24 protein-coding genes, 1 tRNA gene and 1 pseudogene are annotated in these 19,790 nt (G+C 64.7%); 5 read left to right on the top strand and 21 right to left on the bottom strand.

What is annotated here, in order from left to right:
- Positions 1-54: 54 nt before the first annotated feature.
- The 7 genes and pseudogenes from AC0L2J_RS03730 to AC0L2J_RS03700 all read right to left on the bottom strand — a co-directional run bounded on the left by AC0L2J_RS03730 (position 55) and on the right by AC0L2J_RS03700 (position 5,395).
- Entirely contained in the window at positions 55-684 is a 630-nt protein-coding gene (locus AC0L2J_RS03730) for a Maf-like protein (RefSeq protein WP_007597557.1), read from the bottom strand.
- 156 nt (positions 685-840) lie between these two features.
- Entirely contained in the window at positions 841-1,308 is a 468-nt protein-coding gene (locus tag AC0L2J_RS03725; protein WP_007615472.1) for an arsenate-mycothiol transferase ArsC, read from the bottom strand.
- A gap of 5 nt (positions 1,309-1,313) precedes the next feature.
- The gene (locus AC0L2J_RS03720) at positions 1,314-1,811 is read right to left on the bottom strand and encodes a UPF0262 family protein (RefSeq protein ID WP_063994163.1); all 498 of its coding nucleotides are present in this window, start codon (positions 1,809-1,811) and stop codon (positions 1,314-1,316) included.
- Positions 1,808-3,103 carry a histidinol dehydrogenase gene (gene hisD / locus AC0L2J_RS03715; protein WP_007615474.1) on the bottom strand — a complete coding sequence of 432 codons (1,296 nt, stop codon included), beginning with the start codon at positions 3,101-3,103 and terminating at the stop codon, positions 1,808-1,810. Before hisD ends, AC0L2J_RS03720 begins: the two co-directional genes overlap by 4 nt.
- A gap of 150 nt (positions 3,104-3,253) precedes the next feature.
- The gene (locus tag AC0L2J_RS03710) at positions 3,254-3,691 is read right to left on the bottom strand and encodes a DUF2948 family protein (protein WP_007615475.1); all 438 of its coding nucleotides are present in this window, start codon (positions 3,689-3,691) and stop codon (positions 3,254-3,256) included.
- Positions 3,692-3,771: 80 nt separating this feature from the next.
- A pseudogene (locus AC0L2J_RS03705) lies at positions 3,772-4,430 on the bottom strand (NAD(P)H-binding protein).
- Between the two features lie 26 nt (positions 4,431-4,456).
- Positions 4,457-5,395 (bottom strand): SDR family oxidoreductase, encoded by a 939-nt coding sequence (locus tag AC0L2J_RS03700; protein WP_007615480.1) that lies wholly within the window; start codon positions 5,393-5,395, stop codon positions 4,457-4,459.
- 82 nt (positions 5,396-5,477) lie between these two features.
- On the opposite strand from AC0L2J_RS03700, the gene AC0L2J_RS03695 reads away from it, so the two are divergent.
- Positions 5,478-6,131, top strand: a complete 654-nt coding sequence (locus AC0L2J_RS03695) for a TetR/AcrR family transcriptional regulator (RefSeq protein WP_473387286.1) — start codon at positions 5,478-5,480, stop codon at positions 6,129-6,131.
- 6 nt (positions 6,132-6,137) lie between these two features.
- Here the strand turns inward: AC0L2J_RS03695 and AC0L2J_RS03690 are convergent, their stop codons facing one another.
- The 5 genes from AC0L2J_RS03690 to AC0L2J_RS03670 form a co-directional block, all read right to left on the bottom strand.
- A complete protein-coding gene (locus AC0L2J_RS03690; protein WP_473387284.1) occupies positions 6,138-6,962 on the bottom strand; it encodes an alpha/beta fold hydrolase in 825 nt (274 codons plus the stop codon).
- 19 nt (positions 6,963-6,981) lie between these two features.
- Positions 6,982-7,491 carry a hypothetical protein gene (locus AC0L2J_RS03685; RefSeq protein WP_007615486.1) on the bottom strand — a complete coding sequence of 170 codons (510 nt, stop codon included), beginning with the start codon at positions 7,489-7,491 and terminating at the stop codon, positions 6,982-6,984.
- Between the two features lie 292 nt (positions 7,492-7,783).
- Positions 7,784-8,092 carry an EthD family reductase gene (locus AC0L2J_RS03680; RefSeq protein WP_007615494.1) on the bottom strand — a complete coding sequence of 103 codons (309 nt, stop codon included), beginning with the start codon at positions 8,090-8,092 and terminating at the stop codon, positions 7,784-7,786.
- Positions 8,093-8,365: 273 nt separating this feature from the next.
- On the bottom strand, positions 8,366-10,072 hold the full coding sequence (locus tag AC0L2J_RS03675) for an FAD-dependent oxidoreductase (RefSeq protein ID WP_473387282.1): 1,707 nt from the start codon (positions 10,070-10,072) through the stop codon (positions 8,366-8,368).
- 24 nt (positions 10,073-10,096) lie between these two features.
- The gene (locus tag AC0L2J_RS03670) at positions 10,097-10,321 is read right to left on the bottom strand and encodes a hypothetical protein (protein ID WP_473247414.1); all 225 of its coding nucleotides are present in this window, start codon (positions 10,319-10,321) and stop codon (positions 10,097-10,099) included.
- Positions 10,322-10,637: 316 nt separating this feature from the next.
- Here AC0L2J_RS03670 and AC0L2J_RS03665 point away from each other — a divergent pair.
- Both AC0L2J_RS03665 and AC0L2J_RS03660 read left to right on the top strand, forming a co-directional pair.
- A tRNA-Thr gene (locus AC0L2J_RS03665) sits at positions 10,638-10,712 on the top strand.
- Between the two features lie 836 nt (positions 10,713-11,548).
- A complete protein-coding gene (locus AC0L2J_RS03660; RefSeq protein ID WP_473387280.1) occupies positions 11,549-11,815 on the top strand; it encodes a hypothetical protein in 267 nt (88 codons plus the stop codon).
- Between the two features lie 145 nt (positions 11,816-11,960).
- On the opposite strand, the gene AC0L2J_RS03655 is transcribed toward AC0L2J_RS03660, so the two are convergent.
- Positions 11,961-12,290: a hypothetical protein gene (locus AC0L2J_RS03655; protein WP_063994167.1), complete on the bottom strand. Its 330-nt coding sequence runs from the start codon at positions 12,288-12,290 to the stop codon at positions 11,961-11,963.
- 158 nt (positions 12,291-12,448) lie between these two features.
- Between AC0L2J_RS03655 and AC0L2J_RS03650 the strand changes: the two genes are divergently transcribed.
- A complete protein-coding gene (locus AC0L2J_RS03650) occupies positions 12,449-12,853 on the top strand; it encodes a VOC family protein (protein ID WP_473387279.1) in 405 nt (134 codons plus the stop codon).
- A 185-nt stretch (positions 12,854-13,038) separates the two neighbouring features.
- On the opposite strand, the gene AC0L2J_RS03645 is transcribed toward AC0L2J_RS03650, so the two are convergent.
- The 4 genes from AC0L2J_RS03645 to AC0L2J_RS03630 form a co-directional block, all read right to left on the bottom strand.
- Positions 13,039-13,515 carry a Crp/Fnr family transcriptional regulator gene (locus AC0L2J_RS03645; RefSeq protein ID WP_473247417.1) on the bottom strand — a complete coding sequence of 159 codons (477 nt, stop codon included), beginning with the start codon at positions 13,513-13,515 and terminating at the stop codon, positions 13,039-13,041.
- A gap of 189 nt (positions 13,516-13,704) precedes the next feature.
- Positions 13,705-14,334: a ferric reductase-like transmembrane domain-containing protein gene (locus tag AC0L2J_RS03640; protein ID WP_473387277.1), complete on the bottom strand. Its 630-nt coding sequence runs from the start codon at positions 14,332-14,334 to the stop codon at positions 13,705-13,707.
- Between the two features lie 11 nt (positions 14,335-14,345).
- Complete coding sequence (locus tag AC0L2J_RS03635; RefSeq protein ID WP_473387276.1) at positions 14,346-14,849, bottom strand: peptidase associated/transthyretin-like domain-containing protein; 504 nt, start codon at positions 14,847-14,849, stop codon at positions 14,346-14,348.
- 135 nt (positions 14,850-14,984) lie between these two features.
- Positions 14,985-15,407: an MgtC/SapB family protein gene (locus AC0L2J_RS03630; protein ID WP_063994173.1), complete on the bottom strand. Its 423-nt coding sequence runs from the start codon at positions 15,405-15,407 to the stop codon at positions 14,985-14,987.
- Positions 15,408-15,641: 234 nt separating this feature from the next.
- On the opposite strand from AC0L2J_RS03630, the gene AC0L2J_RS03625 reads away from it, so the two are divergent.
- The gene (locus AC0L2J_RS03625; RefSeq protein ID WP_473387274.1) at positions 15,642-16,637 is read left to right on the top strand and encodes an LLM class flavin-dependent oxidoreductase; all 996 of its coding nucleotides are present in this window, start codon (positions 15,642-15,644) and stop codon (positions 16,635-16,637) included.
- 174 nt (positions 16,638-16,811) lie between these two features.
- On the opposite strand, the gene AC0L2J_RS03620 is transcribed toward AC0L2J_RS03625, so the two are convergent.
- From AC0L2J_RS03620 to AC0L2J_RS03605, 4 genes are read right to left on the bottom strand one after another with little or no spacing between them, the layout of a single operon-like run.
- Positions 16,812-17,687, bottom strand: coding sequence for an amidohydrolase family protein (locus AC0L2J_RS03620; RefSeq protein ID WP_473387271.1), 876 nt, complete (start codon positions 17,685-17,687; stop codon positions 16,812-16,814).
- Between the two features lie 13 nt (positions 17,688-17,700).
- On the bottom strand, positions 17,701-18,093 hold the full coding sequence (locus tag AC0L2J_RS03615) for a RidA family protein (RefSeq protein WP_063994176.1): 393 nt from the start codon (positions 18,091-18,093) through the stop codon (positions 17,701-17,703).
- Positions 18,094-18,118: 25 nt separating this feature from the next.
- A complete protein-coding gene (gene hpaH, locus AC0L2J_RS03610; protein ID WP_063994177.1) occupies positions 18,119-18,922 on the bottom strand; it encodes a 2-oxo-hept-4-ene-1,7-dioate hydratase in 804 nt (267 codons plus the stop codon).
- A gap of 2 nt (positions 18,923-18,924) precedes the next feature.
- Positions 18,925-19,785 (bottom strand): fumarylacetoacetate hydrolase family protein, encoded by an 861-nt coding sequence (locus AC0L2J_RS03605; RefSeq protein ID WP_473387267.1) that lies wholly within the window; start codon positions 19,783-19,785, stop codon positions 18,925-18,927.
- Positions 19,786-19,790: the final 5 nt, after the last annotated feature.

The following is a 19,790-nucleotide window of genomic DNA, read 5'->3' as shown; positions in this document are numbered from 1 at the left end:
ATTCTACTGTGCATGGGGTTGTTTTCGCGATTTTTGCAGGAGCGGCTTTTCGGCTCACACGGCGGTGGCGTTGAGCCAGCCGAAGCGGATCGGGAAACCTTCGCCGCCGAGCAGCGTGGTGGTCTCGTAGAGCGGCAGGCCGACGACGTTGGTGTAGGACCCCACCATCTTGACTACGAACGAGCCGGCGATGCCCTGCACGGCGTAGCCGCCGGCTTTGCCGCGCCACTCGCCGGAGCCGATATAGGCCTGGATGTCATCCTCCGAGAGGCGCTTGAAGCGGACGCGGGTCTCCACCAGGCGCTGGCGGAAGGCCTCGCGCGGCGTCACCAGAGTGATCGCGGTGTAGACGCGGTGGTTGCGGCCCGACAGCAGCCGCAGGCACTGCGCGGCCTCGTCGACGAGGTTGGCCTTGGGCAGGATGCGGCGGCCGACCGCCACCACCGTGTCGGCGGAGAGGATGAAGGCGCCACGCAGCTCGTCGTCGAGCTGCACCGATTTGAGTGCCGCATCCGCCTTGGCCCGCGCGAGCCGGTTGGCGCAGGCGCGCGGCAGCTCGCCCCGCTTCGGCGTCTCGTCGACGTCGGCGGGCCGGAGCGCGTCCGGCTCGATGCCGGCCTGGTTGAGCAGCGACAGGCGCCGCGGCGAACCGGAGGCGAGAACGAATTTGGGGCGGCCGAGCATCAGGTGATTTGGGGAATGAAGCAGGGGGTGAATTGCGCGCGGAACCTATCGGACGGAGGCTGATTTCACAACCCGGGAACCCGGACTTTACTGATTCGACGGGTACAGGATGCGTGTGCCTGCAGTCTGTGACGCGGGTGTTACGGGCGCCGAATGCTACCCGTTCGCCGCGCCCACCTTCGAAAATCGCCGGCGGATGCGCAGCAGGAGCTGGTCGCAGACGTCGCGATAGGCAGCCAACTTCTGGTCGCGGCTGCCTTCCATGGTGGTGGGATCCTGCGTCGGCCAATACTCGACGTCGGCGGCGAGCGTGCGGGTCAGCTCCAGCGCCTTGTGATGCGCCTCCGGCGAGAGCGTGATGATCAGGTCGAAATTCAGCCCCTCCCAATCCTCCAGCTCCTCGAAGGTCTGCGGCTTGTGGGTGGAGATGTCCTGGCCGAGCTCGGCCATCACAGACACCGCGAACGGATCGAGCTCGCCGCGCCTGGCACCGGCCGACTTCACGTAGAGGCCTTGCGGAAACATGTGCCGCAGCAGGCTCTCCGCCATCGGCGAGCGCACGCTGTTCATGGCGCAGGCGAACAGCACCGATTGCGGATCGCGTGCGCGTGGCGGACCCGCCATCGCGCTTAACCCTTCCAGTGCAGGACAGTAATGAGCGTGAACAGCCGGCGCGAGGTCTCGAAATCGACCCGCACCTTGCCCTTCAGCCGCTCCTGCAGCGTGCGCGAACCCTCGTCATGGATGCCGCGGCGGCCCATGTCGATGGCCTCGATCTTGTCCGGCGTCGCCGTACGGATCGCCTGGTAGTAGCTGTCGCAGATCATGAAATAGTCCTTCACGATCCGCCGGAACGGCGTCAGCGACAACAGATGCGCGACCACGGGCGTGCCGTCCTCGCGGCGGATGTCGAACATCAGCCGGCTGCCCGTGATGCCGATATGCAGCGTGAACGGCCCCTTCCCGTTGGCGCCCTCCGGCGCGAACAGATTCTGCTCGATCAAATCGTAGATCGCGATCGCGCGCTCATGCTCGATGTCGGGCCCGGAACGGCCGATCGAGTCCTCGTCGAGCGTGACGCCCACGATGCGATTGGTCGAGTCGTCCTGTTCGGGCGGCTGGGTCATGACAAATTGAGGCGCAATCCAATCGAGCGCGAATGGGCATCTAGCCCCTCCGCCTTGCCGAGAATCATCGCGGCCGGACCCAGCGCTCGCAGCTGATCCGGGCCGCATTTCAGGATCGAGGTGCGCTTGAGGAAATCGTGCACCGAAAGCCCCGACGAGAATCGTGCCGAGCGCGCCGTCGGCAGCACATGGTTGGAGCCGCCGACATAATCGCCGATCGCCTCCGGCGTATGCGGCCCGAGGAACACGGCGCCCGCGTTGCGGATCCTTGCGGCGAGCGCATCGGGATCTTGCGTCATGATCTCGAGATGCTCGGCGGCAATCGCATCCGCGAGCGGAATGGCGTCGTCGAGGTTCTTCACCATGATGATGGCGCCGAAATCGGCCCACGAGGCGCTGGCGATCGCGGCGCGCGGCAGCGTCTTCAACTGCGCCTCGACGGCCTTTTCGACATCGGCGGCAAGGCGCGCGGAATCGGTGATCAGGATCGACTGCGCGCTGGAATCGTGCTCGGCCTGGGCCAGCAGGTCGGCGGCAATCCAGTCCGCATTGCCAGTGTCGTCGGCGATGACAAGCACCTCCGAGGGACCGGCGATCATGTCGATGCCGACCTTGCCGAACACCAGCCGCTTTGCCGCGGCGACATATGCGTTGCCGGGTCCGACGATCTTGGCGACGGGCGCGATCGTCGCGGTGCCATGCGCGAGCGCGGCAATCGCCTGCGCGCCGCCGACGCGATAGATCTCGGTGACGCCGCCAAGCTTTGCTGCCGCCAGCACGAGCGGATTGAGCTTGCCGTCGGGCGAGGGCACCACCATGACGAGGCGCGCCACGCCGGCGACCTTTGCCGGCACTGCATTCATCAGCACCGAGGACGGATAGGCCGCGGTCCCGCCCGGCACGTAGAGGCCGGCGGATTCGATCGCGGTGTAGCGCCAGCCGAGCTCGACGCCGAGCTGATCGGTGAAGCGCTCGTCCTTCGGCATTTGGCGGCTGTGATAGGTCTCGATGCGATCGCGCGCGAGCTTGAGCGCATCCAGCGTCGCTGCATCGCAGGCTTTCACCGCGGCCTCGATCTCGGCGGCGGTGACGCGCAGGCCGGATGCATCGAGCGTCAACCGGTCGAACTTTGCCGTGGCCTCGAGCAGGGCGGCGTCGCCCCGCTTCGCCACGTCGTCGACGATGGCACGCGCGGCCGCCTCGACGTCTGCCGAGGCCTCGCGCTTGGCGGCGAGGAAGGCCCCGAATCGCTGGTCAAAATCGGCGCTGCTGCGGTCGAGACGAACGGGCATCTTGGCTTCTAACTGGTTTTTGGGGGCGCGGTTTGGCTCACCAGGCCCCTGCTCAATGGCGCGGCGGGGAAGCTGCGTCAACCCTTGGGCCGGGCCGTTCCCCTCCGGCGTCGCCTGACGAGCGCGGGATGCGTGGCCTTGGGATGCCACTCACCCCTCGCCTTCAGCCTCCAACCCCGTCCCCAGCTGATCCGCTCCCAGATCAGTCAGCTCGCATTCCAGGCATTCGACGTCGAGGCGGATGGCGCCGCCTTGGGCAAACAGCAGCAGCGCACTCCCGCCGGGGGCGTCCTGGCCGTGGAATTCGATGCCGACGAGGTCCAGGACAGTGTCCGGCGCGTCGAGGTCGATGTTGCGCGACTTGCAGGCGAGCACGCGGTCGAAACGGAGGGCGGCCACCAGCCTGCGCGGCTCGGCCTCGCCGTCCAGCGTCTGCTCCCAGTCCAACCGGCTCATGCCGACGACCAGGCGCTTTTCGCTTTGCCGCCAGATGATGTCCGAGGGCTGCACGCGGGCGTCCTGGACGTGCGCCGAGATCACGGAGAGGTCGTCGGCGTCGAGTGCGATCAGTTTGAGCTGGGGAGACATCGACGGCGCTTTCTGCTTCGGGCGGACGGGCTCAACGCGCGCGGGCGGCGAAATTTCCCTAGAACTAACGCCCCACTGGACTAGAGGCTATTGATATCCTCCATCTCCAGCACCTTTCGCGGATACCCCTCCCGCGCAACCCGGATCATGGCGCGGCGATCTGCTCGGTCGAGGTGACGAGCCGCGGCGAGAGCCGGCGCAGCACCGACCACAATGGCCAACTTGCTGCATACACGGCCTGCACCCACGCGGTCTTGGAGCGGGCACCGTGGAGCGGTTGGATCGCACCGGGCCGGAACATGTAGGCCGCCTTGAACGGCAGCTTGAGCAGATCGTTCTCGGTCTTGCCCTTGATCCGCGCCCACATCCGCGAACCCTGCTCGGTAGAATCAGTGCCGGCGCCCGTGACATAGACGAATGTCATCTGCGGATTGAGCCGTGCCAGCGCGGTCGCCGCTGCGAGCGTGATGTCATAGGTCAGACGACGGTAGCGCTCCTCGCTCATGCCGATCGAGGAGACGCCGAGGCAGAAGAAGCAGACGTCGAAGCCGGTGAGCTGCGCTTCGATCGCCGAGTAGTCCGTGAAATCGCCGTGCGTGATCTCCGTGAGCTTGGCGTGGCGCACGCCGGTCGGGCTGCGGCCGACCACGAGCACGCGATCGATGCCGGCATCGATCAGGCATTCGCGCAAGACGCCCTGCCCGACCATGCCAGTCGCGCCGAAGATGATGATCTGCATCGGGACCTCCCCGACAGGCTCGCGGCTCATGCGGCGGCCGCGATCTCGTCGAAGGATATACCGGTCAACGTCGCCGAGACATCCCACAGCATGGCTGCCGAGGCGAAATCCTTTGCCTGCGGCATGATCTTCGCCGGCCGCGGTGGCCCCTTCAATTCGTAAAACCCGTTCGGGCCGTAGTAGCCGCCGGGCTCCGCTGCCGGCCAGGTCGCCGCCAACAAAGTCGGCAGCGCGCCTTCCGCGGCAGACTGGCTAATGAAGGGCTGCAGCCACCGGCTCACCCGCGATTGGAACGTGTTCGCTCCCGGCCCGTTCGCAATCAGATCGGTCCGCGCGTAGCCGGGATGTGCGGCAAGGCTCGTCAGACCCCAGCCTGCGGCGAGGCTGCGGCGCTGCAACTCCAGCGAAAACATCAGCATCGCCAGCTTGGACTGGCAATAAGCCCGCCACGGACGATAGGAATGCCTAGCCTGCAGATCGTCGAAATTGATCGAACCGGAGCGGTGCGCAAGGCTCGAGAGGTTGACGACCCGGGCCGCCTTCGCCCGGCGAAGCTGCGGCAACAGCTGCGCCGTCAGCGCGTAATGACCGAGATAATTGGTGCCGAGCTGCATCTCGAAACCATCCGCCGTCTGCTGCCGCTTCGGCAGCGCCATCACGCCGGCATTGTTGACGAGCAGGTCGAGCTGCTCGTTGCCGGCGGCAAAGCGCCTGGTAAAATCGGCAACGGAGGCGAGGCTGGCGAGGTCGAGATGCTCATAGGCGATCAGCGCATTGGGAAAGCGCTCGCAAATGCCCTCGATCGCGCGCATGCCCTTTGCGTCGTTGCGCCCCGTGAGTATGACGATGGCACCGGCGCCCGCCAGCGCCATCGCGGTTTCGTAGCCGAGGCCGCCCGTCGCTCCGGTCACGACGGCAGTCTTGCCGCTGAGGGAGGGGATGTCTGCCGTGGTCCAGTCGGTCATGCCATAGCTCCGTCGGGCTGGGAAAGGGCCCGCGACGGGTCTAAATGTGCACTGGGTGCAACTTTTCAAGTGGTGAAATGATTTGAAGCTTTCGAAGGTCGCCGGGAAATCAGTCGACAGGCGCACCAAGCCGTTGCCGGCAGGAGCAAAATCCGCCGATGGCACCGGCCTGCGCCAGCGTAAATTGCAAGCGACCCGCGAGCGGTTGACCCGCGCGGCGATGGCACTGTTCCTGGAGCGCGGCTTCGAGGCCACGACCATCGACGACATCGCGGCCGCGGCGGACGTGTCGCGACGCAGCTTCTTCCATTATTTCGCCTCGAAAGAGGACGTGGTCGCGGCCTGGCAGGAAGGCGCCGCCGCCGCGCTGGTCGCGGAGGTCGTGGCGCGGCCGGCGGGCGAAACCATGCTGAGCGCGGCGGAGAACGCGATCGCGGCGACGCTCAAGCGGATCGATCCGGCGGAGGCCGCGGCCATGTCGCGGCTCAAGCGCGACAATCCCGCGCTTCAGGCGCGCGACCAGCTCAAATACGAGAAGCTCGAGCGAGCGTTGGCCGAAGGGCTCGCCCAGCGCGCCAGAACCAAATCGGACCGGCTGAAGGCGCGGCTCGTCGCCATGATCGCCACCGGCGCGATGCGCGTCGGCGGCGAGAGCTGGATCGGCGGAGGGGCGCGGGAGAAGCCGGAAGCTTTCGTCAAGCGCACCTTCGATGCGATCAGGGCGATATTGGCGTGAGGCCGCTCACTCCCTAAAGAACGCCAGCAGGTCCGCGTTGATGGTCTCGGCGTGCGTCGTCGGCATGCCGTGCGGGAAACCCTTGTAGGTCTTCAGCGTGCCGTTCTTGAGCAGCTTGGCCGACAGCGGCGCGGAGTCGGCGTAAGGCACGATCTGGTCGTCGTCGCCGTGCATCACCAGCACCGGCACATTGATCTTCTTCAGATCCTCGGTGAAGTCGGTTTGCGAGAACGCGACGATGCCGTCGTAATGGGCTTTCGCGCCGCCCATCATGCCCTGGCGCCACCAGTTCTGGATCACCGCTTCCGACGGCTTTGCGCCGGGACGGTTGTAGCCATAGAAGGGGCCGGCCGCGATGTCGCGGTAGAAGCTGGAACGGCCGGCAGCGAGTTGCACCTGGAAATCGTCGAACACGCTCTTCGGCAGGCCGCCGGGATTGGCCTCCGTCTTCAGCATCAGCGGCGGCACCGCGGAGAGGATTGCGGCCTTCGCAACCCGGCTCTCGCCATGGCGCGCGATGTAATGCACCACTTCGCCGCCGCCGGTGGAGTGGCCGACGTGGATCGCGTTCTTGAGGTCGAGATGGGCCGTCACGGCCGCGAGATCATCGGCGTAATGATCCATGTCGTGGCCGTCGGCGACCTGCGACGAACGGCCATGGCCGCGACGGTCGTGCGCGATGACGCGATAGCCGCGCGTGACGAAGAACATCATCTGCGCGTCCCAGTCGTCGGCCGACAGCGGCCAGCCGTGGCTGAACACGATCGGCTGGCCACTTCCCCAATCCTTGTAGAAGATCTCGACGCCGTCCTTGGTGGTGATGATAGGCATTGTCAGGCTCCTTGAATGATCAGGCGAACGCCATCGGCTTGAAGCGGCGCCAGGCGCCGACGGTGAGCACCACGAAGAACACCAGCACGAGGCCCTGCACCACCGCGAACACGGGGCCTCCGGGCGGATTCGGTGCCACGGCGGGCGCGAGCGCGGCGAGCGCCGGCACCTTCAGGAATGACTGGATCACCAGCACGAAGACATTGAAATACAGCGAGATCATCGCGGTCACGATGTAGACCGGGCGCCAGACACCAGCGAGCTTCATGCCGTAGAGCGCGAGGCAGGCGATCGCGAGCAGGACCAGCGAGATGATGCCGATGATATGCGAGGGCAGCAGCTCCTTGAACGGAAACAGGAAGCCGGTGGCGCTGGTGAGGATCGTGAACGCTAAGAAAATCGCGGTGAGGCCCGGCATCGCCTTCGAGCCGAGCAGGCCGAACATCACGACGAGGCCGGCGGCGATGCCGATCAGGCTGATGATGACATGAACCAGCGTGAAGGCGGGCAAGCTCAACCCAAGAACCATGACATCTCTCCTACTCTCCGCATTGAGGTCGGGATTGATATTACGGTCCTCATCGGATTGCCACAGGTGCTGGCGTCACACATGCGTGCGCAGCCATGCGTCGTCGTGCGAATCGACAAACGCATGGCTGAATTTTTTGCAACGCTGTCACAAACGACGGCAGATTGTGGTGCGTAGCCCGGATGGAGCGATAGCGTAATCCGGGATTTTCGCATGCAAATGCAGCGGCCCCGGATTACGCTACGCTCCATCCGGGCTACGAGTTCTCAACTATTGACGAAGTCGAAGCGGCTCACACTTCCTTGGTGTCGAAGATCAACAGGTCGGCGCCGCCACTGGCGAATTTCGGCACGTCAGCGCCGGTCGCCTTACCTTCCGGGCTAGCGAATGCCGCCTGGATGTCGGCCGTGCTGTCGAAGGTGAGAATGGCAACGAGATGGATTCCGGAAGGTCCAGCGGGGGAGCCGACCGGGCCCTTGCTGATGGCGTACTTCTTCAGGCCTGGAAGTTTCTTCGCGAGCGGAATGTGGGTCTCGGCATAATATTTGTCGAAGGCCGCAGCATCCGTGGGCGTTTTATACAGCACGACGATTTCAGCCATTTAGTCCTCCCGTTAAGCGTTTTCTTTGTCGATCCTCATGGTGAGGAGGCGCGCGAGCGCCGTCTCGAACCATGAAGGCCCGGCTTTTGCAGCTGGGCCTTCATCCTTCGAGACGCGGCCTTCGGCCGCTCCTCAGGATGAGGGGAGATAGTCACGCATCACCTAGCAAGATGGCAAGCCACTTTCGACTTGCCGTCTGCTTGTCTTGTCCTTGACTCATTGTTTGAGCACGATCTTTTCGGAAAACCGCTGCGCACTTTTCCGGATCGTGCTCTAAAGCGCCGGTTTTGCGGCGTCGCCGAGGAATCCGTGCAGGGAGGCCACGACCTGCGCGCCTTCGCCGATGGCGCCGCCGACGCGCTTGACGGAGCCGGAGCGGACGTCGCCGACGGCGTAGACGCCGGGCACGGAGGTCTCCAGCGGCGCGACCAGCCGGCCCTGGTTCTGCTCGGACTGCGCGCCTGTCACGACGAAGCCGCCGCGATCGAGCGTCACGCCGCAGCCGTCGAGCCAATTGGTGGCGGGATCGGCGCCGACGAACAGGAAGAGATTGCGGATGTCGGCGAAATCCTCGTCGCTCGAGAGCCGGCTCTTCCAGCGGATGCGCCGCAGCAGCGAGGCCTCGTCGCCTTCGAGCGCCGTGATCTCGGTGTTGAACATCAGTTCGATGTTCGGCGTGGCTTCGATGCGCTCGATGAGATAACGCGACATGCTGGCGCCGAGGCCGCCGCCGCGGATGATCATCAGCACTTTTTTGGCGTGTCCCGACAGGAACACGGCGGCCTGCCCCGCCGAGTTGCCGGCGCCGACCAGCGCGACCTCCTCGCCGGCGCACAGCTTCGCCTCGACCGGCGAGGCCCAATACCAGACCCCGCGGCCCTCGAACTTGTCGAGGTTCTCGATCTCGGGCCGGCGATAGCGCGCGCCGCTGGCGACCACGACCGCGCGCGAATGCAGCGGGTCGCAGCCGTCGAGCGCCACCGAAAACGCGCCGTCCTTGCGGGTGCAGTCGAGCGACTTCACCGTCACCGGGATCATGATCTCCGCGCCGAATTTTTGCGCCTGGTTGAAGGCGCGCGCGGTCAGGGCCTGGCCGGAAATTCCGGTCGGAAAGCCGAGGTAGTTTTCGATGCGCGCGCTGGCGCCGGCCTGGCCGCCGAAGGCGCGGGTGTCGAGCACGGCGACCGAGAGGCCTTCGGACGCGGCATACACGGCCGTGGCGAGCCCGGCCGGCCCGGAGCCGACGATCGCGACGTCGTAGATGCGGTCGTTGCGGGGGCCACCGATCATGCCGATCGCGCGCGCAAGCTCGGTTTCGCCAGGATTGCGCAGCACCGCGCCATCGGGGGTGACGACCAGCGGCCAGTCTTCCGGCTTGGGCGAATAACGCGCGATGACGTCGGCGGCGTCGCGATCCCGCGCGGGATCGAGCAGATGATGCGGCTGGCCGTTGCGGGTGAGGAAACCCTGCAACCGCACCACGCCTGCCGAATGCGACGGGCCGATCAGCACGACGCCACCGACGCCGCCCTGGAGCAGATTGACCCGACGCAGGATCAGCGCGCGCATGATGCGCTCGCCGAGCTCGGCCTCAGCAACCAGCAGCGCGCGCAGCCGCTCCGGCGGCAACAGCAGCGTCTCGACATCGCCTTCGGCGCGGCCATCGACCAGCGCCGGCCGTCCGGAGAGCTGGCTCAGCTCGGCCAGAAATTGCCCCGGCCCCTGGTCGATCAACGGGGTGACGTGGCCAAGGCCGTCGCGCTGGGTGATGGCGACGTGGCCCTTCAGCACGACGAACATGCCCGGCCCGGGCTTCCCGGTTTCGAACAGGAATTCCCCATCGGCATAGTTGCGGACCTCGCCGAAATGCCTGACACGCTCGATCTCGGCTGATGTCAGCGTCGGAAAGGTCTGTTCAGGGCGGGTGAACCGCGACATCTGCGCGTCACTCTCGGGTCGTTGCGATTCGTCCTGCCCCATTGCCACGTCCATGCACTCCAAAATTTAGTCGCCGGTCTTGCCGGCTATCTTGCCGGCGGGCCCCTCATTTAGGGAATCATCTTCGTTCTGCGAGGGGCCGCCACTTGCGGCCCGTTCGCGCGCCTGCATCTTTCGCCGCTTCAGATTTTCGCGCAGTGCCGATTTGAGCCGATCGTCGCGGGACGCCCTCGCCTGCCGCGAGTCCTGTCGCGAATCCTGCCGCTCGCTCTTGTCGTTCTCGTCTGCCATCACCGGTCCATTACAGCGATCGGCGATAACATGCCCGAGGAATAAGGCAGCTCAAGAGGCCCGCGCGCTCCGATCGTGCGAAAATCGAAATGGATCGAATCCGGCGCATCGGGCAACTGGCCAGTTGGGTGGGAATATCGGGACCAATTCCGCGGAAAGTCGGCCATTTCGAGCCCAAACAGGCATTCTGGCCCCGATATCGACCCGATTTTATCGCTTTGGCGGAGCTAGCAAGCTTGCACAGGAGGGGGGCTTGTGGCAGATATCGGCCCGCTTGGTAGGCCCCTCGTTGCGGCCGATTCTTACCCCAGCACATGCTGCCGTAGCTCAGTGGTAGAGCACTCCATTGGTAATGGAGAGGTCGACAGTTCAATCCTGTCTGGCAGCACCATTCCCTCGCTCAAATCACGCATGAAGCAGCCTTCTCGCGGCATGAGATGCCCGAGGTTTGCTTCTACCTTGACCCTCCTCTGTGAAGAGGGCGCAGGGAAGACCGGGTGCCGGCTGGCACCCGCGGTCCGCTGCGCGAAAGTGTAGCGCAAAGAGACCGCACAGCAGCATACAGGTGACGCCGAACACTCGGCCTTCCCTGCGCAGTGGGTTGACGGCTTATGCCGCGCTCTCCCCGGCGACGAGTTCCTTTTTGTCACCGTCGCCTTGCGAATTGACGATGCATTGAGACCCGGTTGAGTCCCGATCCATCTCCGCAAGGCTTGACCGTAGCAACGACGGCCAGGACCACACGATTTTGCCGTACGCAGCGATCCGGCTTCGCCAAGAGGCTTCGCCGGACACGTCCTGCTTCGCCCAAAAGGGCTTCGCAGGGCGTTGGCGCCGTTCGTCCGCACGCTAGACAAGATCTCACGAGGTTCATCTCGCCCTGGTCCCGCCTTCGCATGCCCGGCACTGCCGCGTCCACCGCACCCCAATCCACGTTCGTTACGACGGACGATCGCCCCTCTCCCTGGACCGGGATGGCGGATTGATACTGCGATTCCGAATTTCGGTAAAGTGGAATATTTTTTGGGCGGGGGATTGACGGGGTTTTGGAGAGGCAGGGTGTTTTGCCCGATGGGTCAGATTGGCGCACATCGTGGGCCCAAACACGTATATCGCCCACATCTGGAAGGGGACACAAACCGACATCCAGCGGACTTCCGCTATGGGCCAGGACCGGAAGCCTTATTTGTGCTATCGGTCATTCCGGTAAGGCAATGGGGACAAACCATGGGTGTTCGGCCGCTCAAGCAGGATTCGTCGTTGGAAGACCGCCTGTCCCACCTACTGTGCGAACTTTGCGTTGATTGGGGCTTCTGCATTCCACCTGCTGACGCCCAACGAATTGCGTCAACGAAGACTCTTACTGCCGACCAATTTGCACACGCGGTACTGACGGCCGAGGGCTTCGTCGCAGAATATGAAAACCGGTGGTTAGTGCAAATTCGCCAGCGCTTTGTCGACAGGTTTGGTTACGAAATTCGAGCAGAGGACTAAGCGGTCCGTGTCCGCTTGGGGTCACTTGCGGACATCGCACGAGCGAGAGCTACGGTCAGATTTGGAAGAAATGCATAGCATTGCTCGGTGACGAAACATGATGGGGTTCGCTTCGCTCCACCCATCCTACGCGCGCTGACTGGATCTACCGCCGACCACGGCGCCATGAGGCCCCGATCAGCCAAAACACGAACCTGACAAACAGGATCGCGGCCGTGATCTGGATCCAAAGGAAACCACCGAGTTCACGTAAAACAATCTCGGCCTGAGCGCCCCAATAACCAGGAAGCGCATCGCCGACAGCTTCAATAGCGTGCGTGCCGGTTCGCAGGGCCCATCGGACCCACTCAGGCTTGTAAAAGAGCGTAGCGCCGAGCAAAATCCAAGTCAGCAAAGCAGTGCTAACTCTGAAGGAGTGCACCTTGGCGTGGTGCTTGAACGCCGCGAGTCTTCCATTTTCTCCGGCTTGAGCCATGTTATTTTCCTATTCGAAGCCTACGGTGCCGGGAAGTTCGTAGGATGAGTAAAGCGAAGCAAAAACCATGGAAGACTTGCTCGATGACGAATGGTGATGGGTTTCGCAAGTGCTCTACCCATCCTACGCAAGCTTAAGACTAAGAAAAGGGGAGAGGCATGCTTGGGAACGCGAAGGTGGCAACCCGGCTTCCAGCCAAAGACCTGGATCGGGCGCGAGCGTTCTATTCGGAAAAACTCGGGCTCGAGCCGGTCGAACAGCGCGAGGGTGGACTCCGTTACGTCTGTGCGACTGGCGAGTTTGCGATATTCATCTCGGCCGGACTGCCATTCGGCGCGCACACACAGATGGGCTGGGAAGTCGAGGATATCGAGGCAACGGTGCGCGAGCTTCGCGTGCGAGGAGTCGAGTTCGAGGAATATGACCTACCCGGCTTGAAGACCGTTGATGGGATTGCCGCGATTACCGGGAATTACCCCAGCAAGGGTGTCGGTGAGCGGGGCGCGTGGTTCCGCGACAGCGAAGGTAACTTGCTGGGAATCGGGCAGCCGATTCGATCTTGACGAGCAGCTGGGTCGCTCGTGTCGTCGACATGCGGATGGCCACCGCCAATGGCCGTCACGCTCGGCCACAGTCATTGCAGCTCGTAGGATGGGTAGAGCGAAGCGATGCCCATCGAGGCCTCGTGCGGTGACGAAAGATGATGGGTTTCGCAAGTGCTCTACCCATCCTCCGCATTATCACTTGATCACTTGTCGCCACCCACCCGATGCCCCGCAAAGCGATCGTCGCTGCGACGCAGCCGCCGGCATAGCTCACGATTGATATTCTGCAGGACGATTACATAGGCGTGGATATCGGCCTTGTAGCAGGCGTAGAGCTTTTGGGCGGTCAGCTCGTAGAGCACCGTCGGACTTTCCGCGATCACCGTGGCGGATCGATTCTGCATTTCGATCAGCGTCATTTCGCCGAAGAAATCGCCGGGCTCCAGAACGGAGATCGGGATGACGCGCCCCGCGTTCGCCCGCTTGCTCACCGCCAGCCGGCCGGACTTGACGATGAACAGCGAGCGTCCGGGTTCGCCCTCCGTCACGACGGTTGCTCCGGTATCAAATCGGCACTCGACCAGCATCGACATCAGGAGGTCGAGACTTTGATCCGGGATACCGCCGAAGAACGGTGTGGCGAGCAGGAATGCTTTCAGGTCGGGGGCGCTGACAGCCATCGCGCGAGGATAAGCCTCGGCGCCATCAGCAGCAAGCAGAGCACACCTTGGCGTTGACGATGCTCAACGCGAGTGAAAGGCGGCGTAGCCCGGATGGAGCGCAGCGTAATCCGGGGCCGGCGGCCGTGGATGCGGTCGTCCCGGATTGCGCTGCGCTCCATCCGGGCTACGAACCCGGACGTGGCCATGTCATTGCCCAGCAACACGCTCGCCGCGCAACGTTCTCGTTCTCCAGAGGTCAACCATCACCTTGACGGTCGCCGCAAGCACGGCTGCGCAAAGCGTCGCCTTCGAGATTGTCTCCATCGTCCCCTCGATCAGCAGGCAATGGGCGACGCTGCCGGCAACGATGACGATCGCGAGGGGGATATGGACGATGCGCCAGGTGCGCAGCCGCAGTCCCAATCGTCGGCGGAGCAGCGCCAGAAGCGCGACGGTGAAGATGGCCCACATGGCGGTCACGCCGAAGGGGGAGAACGGCGTCGGCGATGTATAGGTCAGCGCGTCGATCATGTCGGGCGGGCTGGTGATCCAGAGGCCGGCGACGTGGATCACCACCGCCAGGGCAAGCGCGCCGCCGATCCAGTGATGGGCGCGCCGGCCGCGATAGGCCGACAGACCCGGCAGATATCCGCCGATCAGCAGGGGCTGAACGAGCACGAGACCGAGCGCGATGATCCCGGCGAAGCCGGCGAGGATGTAGACCGGGCCGCGCCATGCGAGCTGCTCGCTTCCGGCAGCGAGCGCGATCGGCACGCCGATGGCCAAGGCAAGGCCGACCCAGATCAGCGGCGCCCGGGCCGATCGCCGCCCTTTCATCTCCAATGCGGTCAGGCCGGCTGCAGGACGAAGTGCGCTTCGAGGCTGGTTTCCTTGGCGCTCCGCATCACCGGCCGGAGGAACACGGTTTTGAAGTCGCCGCTGTCATAGGCGAGATGGCCATGGGGCTGGCCGAAGATGGGAATGATCTGCGGCATCTCGAGCCGGAACTTGCCGTCCTTGTCGGTGAGCGTGGCGCCATGGCTCTGCGGCTCGTGCTCCTGCCCTTCGGTGGTGTGCGCCCAGATCTGGATGCGCTGGCCTGCGAGCGGAGCCCCGTCGCCGGCGCGGCGTACGGTGCCGCTCATCCAGAAACCGCCCTTGCCGATCCGCTCCACGATCGCCGCGCCCTTGCGGTAGTTGTTGGCTCCGCCTGACATCGTCTCGGTCGGCGCGAGGCCGTCCGCGCGGGCAGGCAATAGCAGGCCGGGAACACCGGTTGCCAAGACCCCGGTTGCGAGGATCGAGCCGCCCGCGGCGAGGAGGCTCCGGCGATTGAGTACGACCGTGGTCATGTCGGTTCCTCCTGGCGAGCGTCCATTGGCTCAGCGAGTGTACAACAACAGGGGCCAGACGCCCAGTTGGGCCGAGGGGCGCAACGGGCCGCAATGACGGTGTTGTGAACGGGGTGCAGGCCGCTCCCGCATGCATCAGTGATCGTCGTCTTCCTTGACCAGCGTCAACAAGCGAAGCGTCAGGAACGTGAACACGGCGACCGTCACCGCGACATCGTAAGCGCCGAGCCCGACGGAAACTCCGATGGCGCCGGTGGCCCAGAGGCTCGCGGCCGTCGCGGTGCCCTGCACCGAAGTCCCCTGCTTGAGAATCGCGCCACCGCCGATGAAGCCGATGCCGGTGATGAGGCCCTCGATCACCTTTGCCATCCCGTCAGGCGAATGCACGAGCAGGCTTTCGCTGGCCTGCACGAAGCCGCAGCTTGCCATTGCGACCAGCGGAAAGGTGCGCAAGCCCGCGCTTCGCGCCCGCCTCTCGCGGTCCCAACCAATGGGAGCCGCGAGCGCGAAGGCCGCAGCTAGCGCAACGACATGAACGCCGATGTTGAATCTGTCCAAAGAAAGCCCCCGAATGAAAATCGTCGCCATGGATCAAACCGGCCGGCAACGCCGCAATGGGGCCCCAGGTTTCAGTGCAGGCGGATATGCCGCATGGGTCGGCCGGGCAATGGCTCCGCCTCCGCGTAATTGAGCCGGCGGCGCAGCACCATGATCGTTTCGGCTGGTATTCCCGGGGCCGGCTCCTACATGTCGAGTCTACGTTCCCGTCGCACGCGCCATCCGGACCCGCCCATGATCCCCTTCTCCGTGCTCGACCTCGCTCCCATCCGCCAAGGCGGCGACGCGGCGCAGGCGTTTCGCAACTCGCTCGATCTCGCGCAGCACGCGGAAGCGTGGGGCTACAAACGCTTCTGGTTGGCCGAGCATCACAACATGACGGGCATTGCGAGCGCGGCGACGTCGGTGGTGATCGGCCATGTCGCGGGCGGGACAAAGACGATCCGGGTCGGATCCGGCGGGGTCATGCTGCCGAACCATTCGCCGCTTGTTATCGCCGAGCAGTTCGGCACGCTGGCCTCGCTTTATCCGGGGCGGATCGATCTTGGGCTCGGCCGCGCGCCCGGCACCGACCAGTTCACCGCACGGGCGCTGCGGCGCGACCTCGCCACCAGCTCCGAGAATTTTCCGCAGGACGTGCTCGAGTTGCAGGCGCTGCTCGGCGATGTGCAGCCGAACCAGGCGATCCGCGCCGTACCGGGCATGGGGACGAAGGTGCCGCTGTGGATCCTGGGCTCCAGCACCTTCGGCGCGCAGCTCGCAGGCATGCTCGGCCTGCCGTTCGCGTTCGCCTCGCATTTCGCGCCGCAGATGATGATGCCGGCGCTGCGGGAGTATCGCGCGCGGTTCGAGCCGTCGGCGCAGCTCGACAAGCCCCATGCGATGGTCGGCGTCAACGTGTTCGCCGCCGACAGCGATGCGGACGCGCTGCGCATGTTTTCCTCGCTGCAGCAGCAGTTCATCAATCTGCGCCGCGGCACGCCCGGCCCGCTGCCGCCGCCGGTCGACGACATGGACGCGCTGTGGTCGCCGGCGGAAAAGGCCATGGTCGGCCAGTCGCTGTCGTGCTCGGCGGTCGGCACGCCTGACATGGTCGAAGCGAAGCTGAAGGCGTTGATCGCCGAGACCGGCGCGGACGAATTGATGACCACGGGCCAGATCTACGATCACGCCGCACGGCTGCGCTCGTTCGAGATCGCAGCTGGGGTCAGGGATCGGCTGGCGGGGTGAGCGGGCGCGAATTGTTGCGGCGAGACAGGTGCGCTCCCTCCCCCGCTTGCGGGGGAGGGCTGGGGAGAGGGTGTTTCCGCAATGGGACAATCCCCTAGAGGAGAGAACCCTCACCCCGACCCTCTCCCGCAAGCGGGAGAGGGAGCGCACCGCGCTCGCGGCAGGCCGTGAGCCCTAATCCGGAAAGCCGAACAGCTTGGCCGGATTGTGCACCAAAATCTTCTCCAGCGTCGCCTGATCGGCTGCGTAGCGGTACATCAGCTCCAGCAGATCGGCGTCGTTGGGCGGCTGCTTCACCGAGACCGGATGCGGCCAGTCGCTGGCCCAGACGCAGCGGTCGACGGCTGCCTCGATATAGGCGCGCGCGATCGGGATCACGTCGTCGTAGGGCGGCCCAAGCTTCGAGGTCTTCTCGCCGAGCGACAGCATCACCCAGAAGTTGCCCTTGGCGAGCAGCTCGAGCATCTTGCGCAAATTCGGATCGTTTCTGCCGGCTTCCGGATCGGGCCGCGCCATGTGGTCGATCAACACGGGCACGTCGAGATTCTCGTATTTGGCGACGCTGGAGACGATGCCGTCCTTCTCGGGCTGGATCTTGACGTACCAGCCGAGCTCGCGGATGCGCGCAATGGCGCGCGCGAAATCGGCATCCGACAGCACAGCGCCGAGCTCCTGGCGGAAGCTGAAGCGCGCGCCGCGGACACCCGCATCGTGCAGTTTGGCGAGATAGGAATCGTTCGCCTCCGCGAACACCAGCGCGTTGGCGCAGCCGCGATAGTTCGGGCCCATCGCGGCGAGACCGTCGAGTACAACGGCATGATCGGCGCCATAGGTGGTGGTCTGCACGATGATGCCGCGCTCGATGCCGAGCGTCTTGTGCACGCGCAGCGCCGCTTCCCAAGTCGCGGTCGGCATCCGATAGGCCGCGCCGGGACGCTCCGGATATTTGTCGATGGGGCCGAGCACGTGAAACTGGCTGTCGACGGCTTTGGGCGGCGGCGCCTTGACCGGACGGCGCGGGTTCGGGTCGAACGGCAGATAGGTCGGCATGCGCAAATCTCCCTTAGTCGATCACGGCGGTGAAGTCGCACTGCACCAGCGCGCCGCCGTCCATGTTGTCCATCGGCAGCGCGTGGCGTGCCGGGCGCGAATGCTCGTCCGGAAACATTTTGAGCCATTCGACATTCACGGGCCCGCGCTGCGTACGGTCCTTCAGCCACACCGTCATCTTGATGATGTCGTCCGTGCTGCCGCCGGCGGCTTCCACCGTCGCCTTCATATGCGCGAACATGTTGGCGCATTGCGCGTCGAGACTCTCGGGCATCGCGCCAGCCGCATCGCGGCCGAGGATGACGCCGGACATCACGAGATTGCCGATGCGGCAGGCGTTCGGAATCGGATTGGCATGCTTGAAGCCGCCGATATGGATGCTCTTGCGCCGCGTGTGGCCGGTCATGATGCGCTCCCTCTTGCTGATTGGTTCAGACGAACTGGCACGACACCGAGCCGAACGCGCCGTAATCGGCATGGAAGGTGTCGCCACGGCGGATGTCGACCGGACGCGTGAACGATCCCGCCAGCACCACCTCGCCGGCGGCGAGATGCTCGTCATGCGGCGCGAGGCGGTTGGCGAGCCAGGCGATGCCATTGGCGGGGTGGTTGAGCACGCCGGCGGCCAGCCCGGTTTCCTCGACCTCGCCGTTGCGGAACAGCAGTGCGCCGATCCAGCGCATGTCCGCGTCCATCGGACGGAACGGCCGGCCACCCAGCACCAGAGCGGCGTTGGCCGCGTTGTCCGAGATCGTGTCCATGACCTTGCGCGCCTTGCCCGTCTGGGGATCGACGCGGTGCATGCGCGTCTCCAGGATCTCCAGCGCCGGGGTCACGTAGTCGGTGGCGTTGAGCGCGTCGAAGATGGTGCAACCGGGCCCGCGCAGCGGCGCCTTCAGCACGAAGGCGAGCTCGACCTCGATCCGCGGTGCGTGAAAACGGTCGAACGGAATCGGCGTGGCATCGGCATAGAACATGTCGGCGAACAGCACGCCGTAATCCGGCTCGGAAATGCCGACCGCGTTCTGCATCGCCTTCGAGGTCAGGCCGATCTTGTGGCCCTTGATGACCCGGCCGCGACCGAGCTGGAGTCTGGTCCAGGCACGCTGAACGGCATAGGCATCCTCGATGCTGAAATCGGGATAGTCTTTGGTGAACATCGTGATCAGCGTCTTGGTGCGCTCGGCTTCGTCGAGCCGCGCGGCAAGGCGTTCGATCGTGGGGGCATCCAGCATGGCTAACTCTCCGCCGCGACGGTGTTGCGCAGCACGCCGATGCCGCTGGATTCGACCTCGACGACATCGCCGACTTTCAGCCAGCGCGGCGGGTCGAAGCGGGCGCCGGCGCCGGTCGGCGTGCCCGTCACGATCATGTCGCCGGGCTTGAGGGTGGCGAAGGTGGAGAGATAGGAGATCAGAAAGTCGAACGGGAACATCAGCCGTTCGGTGGTGTCCTGCTGCCGCACCTCGCCGTTGACGCGCGTGACGATGTCGTGAGGCCCGCGCGGATCGAGCTCATCCGATGTGACGATCCAGGGACCGATGCTGCCGGAGCGGTCGAAGTTCTTGCCCTGCGTGACGTTGAACTTGCCGTGACGCAGCCAGTCGCGGATCGTGCCCTCGTTGCACAGCGTCATGCCGAAAATGTGCGACCAGGCCATTTCGCGCGGAATGTGGCGGCCGCCCTGACCGATCACGATGACGAGTTCGCCTTCGTAATCGAGCTGGTCGGACACATGAGGCTTTTCCAGCGGCTGACCGGAGCCCGTCATCGAGGACATGCTGCGCACGAACAGGCTGGGATATTTGGGCAGGTCGGAGCTGTCCTTATACTCCGCATTGCGCTCGGCGTAATTGACGCCGATGCACCAGAGCTTTTCCGGCGCCAGCACTGGCGGCAGCAGCACGAGATCGTCGAGTGCTTGGTCCGGCTTTTGTCCGGCGACGGCTTCCTGCGCGTCGGCCAGCGCGTTGGCTGCGATCAGCGCCCTCACGTCGGAGAAGTCGCGGCCGATCCGCCGGGTCAGGTCGACGACACCACCTTCGATGGCGGCACCATAGCGCGGCTCTCCGTCCACAAGATAACTCACGAGTCGCATGGTCG

The sequence above is a fragment of the Bradyrhizobium sp. MV1.5 genome (assembly GCF_055807615.1).
The sequence above is the reverse complement of the archived record's forward strand: the minus strand, read 5'-3'. Positions and strand labels throughout refer to the sequence as shown.